This window comes from Bacteriovorax sp. DB6_IX (assembly GCF_000447775.1).
Taxonomy (GTDB): Bacteria; Bdellovibrionota; Bacteriovoracia; order Bacteriovoracales; family Bacteriovoracaceae; genus Halobacteriovorax_A.
The window spans coordinates 1-5267 of record NZ_AUNJ01000084.1 but is presented as its reverse complement, the minus strand read 5'-3'; the positions used below and the strand labels follow the sequence as shown (position 1 = coordinate 5267).

Here is a 5267-nt window from a genome sequence, read left to right as displayed (position 1 = left end):
TAATTGGAATCCATTCATTCTTCGTGTAGAGATTGAAATGATCCTTACAGAAATGTAGGTTATCTATTTCAGTAATGAGTACTTTCAATAAGTGTCTTTTCACAAATTGAGCACAATCCAACTGTCTTTTCACTTTGAAGTTTAGACTCTTCTAGAATCTCTTTAATATTAAGAGATTGCTTTTCTGCTTGTGTGGCAGTTGTCTTTGATGAGCTATTATTCTTCTCTTTAGAATACTGCATGTAAATAAAGAAGGTGAGGGCACCTACAACGACAAGCAGGAGTATGACGACAAAGATCAACAGGTAGATAAGTAAATTATTTGTATCCATGCTTATATGATAAGCGAGTTAACAAATATGGACAATGGCCACGGGACGATAACCGAGTCTTTCCCCGAAGAATCTACGTGTTGCAATGCGTATCTCTTCTTTCTTTTCATCAAGTGTTTTGTTCTTATTGTCTTTGATTAACTGAGAGACATAGATCTTGAAGTCATTAACTTCATTGTCGACAATCGTAGGTAGACCCATAAGAGTGACTTCACAGCTAGGTTTGAATTTTTGAACAGATTCTTTGGAGAAGCTTACGAGAATACTTCCTTGAGTCGCTAACTTTCGTCTTTCTGACACACGTTCTCGCTCGAGTATAATATCTGCACCATGGTAAATTACAGGTTCTATTTGATCTTGGGTTTTCTTAAGCTTGATTTCTTTGGCGATATTAATTGAGTCACCATTAAGCATCATCTCACTATTCTCACTAAGCTTTTCATTTAAAACAAAATCAACATGGGCCTTGAGGAATAATGATTCTCCGTGGATCGGGAAGGAATGAGTCGGCTTAAAGTTTTCATAAACTACTTTCAAATCTTCTCGACCAGGGTGGCCGGAAACATGGATATGCTTTTCATTTGCCGTTATAAGTTGTGCGCCCTGTTCGATAATATCATTGTAGAGCATGGCGAGCTTTTTCTCATTTCCAGGAATGGCCTTACTTGAGAAAATAAATTTATCGTCCTCTTTAAGCTTAAATTTCTTGTCCTGACGAGAAACTACACGACGAACAGTTCCTCTAAATTCACCTTGTGATCCAGATAGGAGAACGACTTTTTGTCTTTTGATAGATTTATCTTCAGCATCTTTTACGATTCCAAAGTCATCGAGTATTCCTATCTCAACCGCAGTCTCAATGTACTTAAGCATTGATCTACCATATGGAATAACAAAACGGTTTAAGTCTCTTGCAGCTGTTAAGATTGTTTGAATACGATGGATATTACTAGCAAATGATGTAATGTAAGTTGTTCCTGTTGTTGTCTCCATTTCTTCTTTAAGATCCTTTAAAACAGATCCTTCAGAAGGAGTATGTAGATTCTTACTCATAATATTTGTGGAATCTAAGAGAGCAACTCTTCGTTTATATTTACTTGAAAAATACTTTAATGAGATCTAAATTTATTGGGGCTTCATAAGGACTATTTAGATCAACTTTGAAGTCGGAAATAAAGAGAACTGCAGTATCAAGTTTGTCATGTGTAATCATTAACCCTTTTGTGTCAGGAATAGAGTGATTCACATGAATTGGAGTGATGGCCGCCGCTCCAAATTCAATTTTATTATTAAGCGGTTTTATTTTCTTTGAGAGACTCTTATAGTCTAATTTATTTTCAATAAGTTTCTTTGCAAATAGAGGAGCGTAGATTTCAGCTTCTGGGAATTTCTCAATATAGTGGTGGATAGCTCCAATATGATCTTCATGGCCATGAGTAATGATAATCTTACTTATTTTATGCTCGACCTCTCTTAAATCGGGAATAAGATAATTGATATCGAAGAAGTCTTCATAGGGAAAAAGTATTCCACAATCAATTAGAATATTTTCATCTTCAGATTGTACAAGAGTACAGTTTGAGCCTATCTGTCCAACACCGCCAAGAGGTGTGATATTGAGTTTATCTTTCATTAAGAACATGATCCTGATTTTTGATCAGCAGTCTTTCATAAGATTCTGATTCATTTATAAGTTCTTCTATTCTAGCAGCTAGGATCGAGGCTGCAATATCTGTTTCTTCACCAACAATGAAATCAGCATACTGCTGTTGAGGTGCTAGAAATTTTTGATACATTGGGCGTACTGTTTCATAGTACTGATTCGTTACACTTTCTAATGATCTTCCTCTTTCTTGAACATCTCGGTTTAACCTTCTTGTAAATCTTATATCAGCATCAACATGTAAGAATGATTTGATATCCAGCATTTTTCTGATCTCACTATCAAATAGAGTGAAAATACCTTCAAATAAGATGACAGGAGTTGGTTTGATGGGAGTCGTCTCTTTTAATCTATTTCCAGTAACAAAATCATAAATAGGTACTTCAATTGGATTACCATTTTTTAAGTTATGAATATGAGTTCTAAGTAATTCCCAGTCAAAAGCTTTCGGATGATCGAAGTTTGGTTGCCCAGATAGAGTAAAAATATCTTCGTCTTGATCCTGAAGGTAATATGAATCCATATGAAGAATACTAACTTTGTCAGATGGAAGCTGAGCAATGACTTTCTTAGCAAAAGTCGTCTTTCCTGAACCTGATCCACCTGCGATTCCAATTATCTTCATATTGACCTCAAAAATTATAATGACTAGATAGGTCAAGATATCACACAAAGCGTTTTCAACAAAGAAAGGTAGTGATACTCTTATAATAATTACAGAGACTTAATCTAATAAATTTACGTGATTTTGGGAGCTTATTAATGAAGATTTGGATATTTCTTTTTATTACTCTTTGGCAAACAGCGTTTGCTTATAAAATAGCTCTTTCATCTTCACCTAGTAATCTCAGCCCTTTCTTTTCAACAGATGCAAACTCGCAAAATATCAATAGGCTAGTTCATACATCATTAGTAGATTTTGATGTTGATATGAATACAGTATGTCGCCTGTGCAAGAGCTTTAAAGAAATTAGAACGGAAGATAAGTACAGTATAGTTTTTGAATTGCGCGATGATTTGAAGTTTTGGGATGGCTCAAAAATTACTGCTAATGATATAAAAACCTCGTGGAAGTACTTCACAGAAACAGAGAAAATTAAATCAATTTTTCGATTTGCCTTTGGAAATATTAAAGATGTTAAAATTCTAGATAAGAATAAAGTGGAACTTGTCTATAAGAGTTATGGGCTAGACCACCTTCCAAACCTCGTTCTATTGAAAATAGTTAAAATCCCAAACTTCGAGAAATACTCTAAGGATAATAAAGTTGAAGTTGGTGATATTATTGGTGCCGGTGAATATAAGTATGGTGAGATGACTAGCTTGAATATCTCATTGAAGTCACTGAGTCCAAAACTTAAGGACCTTGATTTTGTCGTAGTGAAAGATGAAACAACACTATCTTTGAAGCTTATAAATGGTGAAGTTGATCTTTCTATTGCAAATATGTCTCCACGTAAAATCGGTTATCTTGAGAAAATGGGAAAGGTTAATGTCCAAAAGGTTTCAGGAACTAATTACAATTATATTGGAATGAATCATAAGAAAGAGGTTTTTAAGTCGAAGGAATTTAGAAGGGCCCTAAGTTTGTTAATTCCAAGAGCAAAGATTATCAAGCATAAGTTCAAGGAGAATGCGACGGTATCAACAGGTCTTTTCTCGAAGCCGTTTAAAGAACTCTATACAAATAAGTTTGAGGATGCTTTTAACCCTGAACTAGCAGAGTCATTAATGTTTAAGGCAGGTTACAAGAAGAGCAATGGAAAGTGGAAGACTCCACAAGGCGAACCTGTAAAACTTTTGTGGAAATGTACTAATAATAAATTCATCCTTGAGCTTGTTGAGATTATTAAACGCAGTTATGAGGATTTTGGAATTGAGATCAATCTTGTAGTACAGGAGTGGGGAACTTTCTTAAGAGGGCTAAAAAGAGGTGAGTATGACCTTTTCGTTGGAAAATGGGTCGGGTTCACTGGGCCAGATATGCTCAAGTTTGCATTTCATAGTGAAAATCTTCCACCGAAGGGTGCTAATAGAATTCATTATGTTAACAGTGAGTTAGATGCCTTATTGGATAGGGCAGAAGGTATTAAAGATAGAAGTGAAAGAAATGCTGTTTATAGAAAGGCCATCGATGTTGTAAATAGTGACTATGCTTATATAAACCTCTGGCATCCAAGTGTCATTTGGGTTATGAATAAGTGCTTGAAAGTAGAGGGTATGTACCCGAATGGAAATATGTTGGCCTTAAGGAATATTGAAGATGTCTGTAGAAGTAGGTGAGTTTTTTATAGTAACAGTTTGTTTTAATAGTGAGAGTAAAGCAGACGAGATTAATGACGTTGCACTGAACTCTTTTCATGTCGATGGAATAGAGGAATTTTGTCTCGATGAGCAAACGGTAGATGACTTACTAGGAGAGAGAGCTTACTCTGGTGGAGATATTCCGGTTGAAGTGATTCACGAAGTTGAAGAACAAACGAAGGCCACAAAAGAACTTAACTACAAGTACTACTTTTTCAATGGTGATCTAAAAAGAGCCGAGGACTTCTTTTCATATCTAGATGAAAATGAGGCGGCTTTGCAAAAGTCTATTGATAAGAATGAATTCTCTGATTGGAATGAAGAGTGGAAAAAGCACTATGCACCAATTGAGGTAACGGAAAATTTAAGAGTTGTTCCTGAGTGGTATAAAAAAGAAGGTCACAAAGAACAACGAGAAGATATTTATATTAATCCTGGAATGGGATTTGGAACTGGAGAGCATGAGACAACTTTTCTATGTCTTAAGCTTTTTGAATCAATCAAAGAAAATCTTTCTGAAAATGGTCTTTGCCTAGATTTTGGGTGTGGATCAGGAATCCTTGGGATTGGTGCGATAAAGAAAAAGAATATGCAGGTAGACTTTATTGATATTGATCCTGCAGCTCTAGATAACTGCCTAGTAAACCTTAAGTTAAACTTTCATGAAGAAGAACTCAATGGTCATGTACTTGCGAGTCGAAATAGATTTGAGCCTGGTGAGAAATATGAATTAGATTTGCGAATATTTTGGAGCATGTCCTAATCTCGGAAAAGCCTTTGCTACTAGACTCGATGACAAGTGGATCTTACTTGGTATTATCTGGGATTTTGAATCACCAAGTTGAAAATATTTTAGAGCAATATTCAGTATTAGAACATATTGAAACAGTTTCTAAAGGAGACTGGTCGGCGATACTTTTAAAGATGTCATGAGAGCAATATATCTAAGAGAAGATTCAATACCTGAA

General features: G+C 35.4%; 7 protein-coding genes. 3 read left to right on the top strand and 4 right to left on the bottom strand.

What is annotated here, in order from left to right; genetic code table 11:
- Positions 1-68 precede the first annotated feature (68 nt).
- The 4 genes from M901_RS17370 to udk are packed head-to-tail and all read right to left on the bottom strand — an operon-like array spanning position 69 to position 2620.
- Complete coding sequence (locus M901_RS17370; protein WP_157679783.1) at positions 69-332, bottom strand: hypothetical protein; 264 nt, start codon at positions 330-332, stop codon at positions 69-71.
- A gap of 18 nt (positions 333-350) precedes the next feature.
- Entirely contained in the window at positions 351-1385 is a 1035-nt protein-coding gene (locus M901_RS02640; RefSeq protein WP_021276610.1) for an MBL fold metallo-hydrolase, read from the bottom strand.
- A 40-nt stretch (positions 1386-1425) separates the two neighbouring features.
- On the bottom strand, positions 1426-1965 hold the full coding sequence (locus tag M901_RS02635) for an MBL fold metallo-hydrolase (RefSeq protein WP_021276609.1): 540 nt from the start codon (positions 1963-1965) through the stop codon (positions 1426-1428).
- Positions 1955-2620, bottom strand: a complete 666-nt coding sequence (udk, locus tag M901_RS02630) for a uridine kinase (RefSeq protein WP_021276612.1) — start codon at positions 2618-2620, stop codon at positions 1955-1957. Before udk ends, M901_RS02635 begins: the two co-directional genes overlap by 11 nt.
- Before the next feature lie 137 nt (positions 2621-2757).
- Between udk and M901_RS02625 the strand changes: the two genes are divergently transcribed.
- Genes M901_RS02625 through M901_RS18315 form a run of 3 tightly spaced genes read left to right on the top strand, consistent with a single transcriptional unit; the run spans position 2758 to position 5232 of the window.
- The gene (locus M901_RS02625) at positions 2758-4278 is read left to right on the top strand and encodes an ABC transporter substrate-binding protein (protein ID WP_021276611.1); all 1521 of its coding nucleotides are present in this window, start codon (positions 2758-2760) and stop codon (positions 4276-4278) included.
- Positions 4259-5062: a 50S ribosomal protein L11 methyltransferase gene (locus tag M901_RS16130; protein WP_021276608.1), complete on the top strand. Its 804-nt coding sequence runs from the start codon at positions 4259-4261 to the stop codon at positions 5060-5062. Before M901_RS02625 ends, M901_RS16130 begins: the two co-directional genes overlap by 20 nt.
- 29 nt (positions 5063-5091) lie before the next feature.
- The gene (locus tag M901_RS18315; RefSeq protein ID WP_369793745.1) at positions 5092-5232 is read left to right on the top strand and encodes a 50S ribosomal protein L11 methyltransferase; all 141 of its coding nucleotides are present in this window, start codon (positions 5092-5094) and stop codon (positions 5230-5232) included.
- Positions 5233-5267 lie beyond the last annotated feature (35 nt).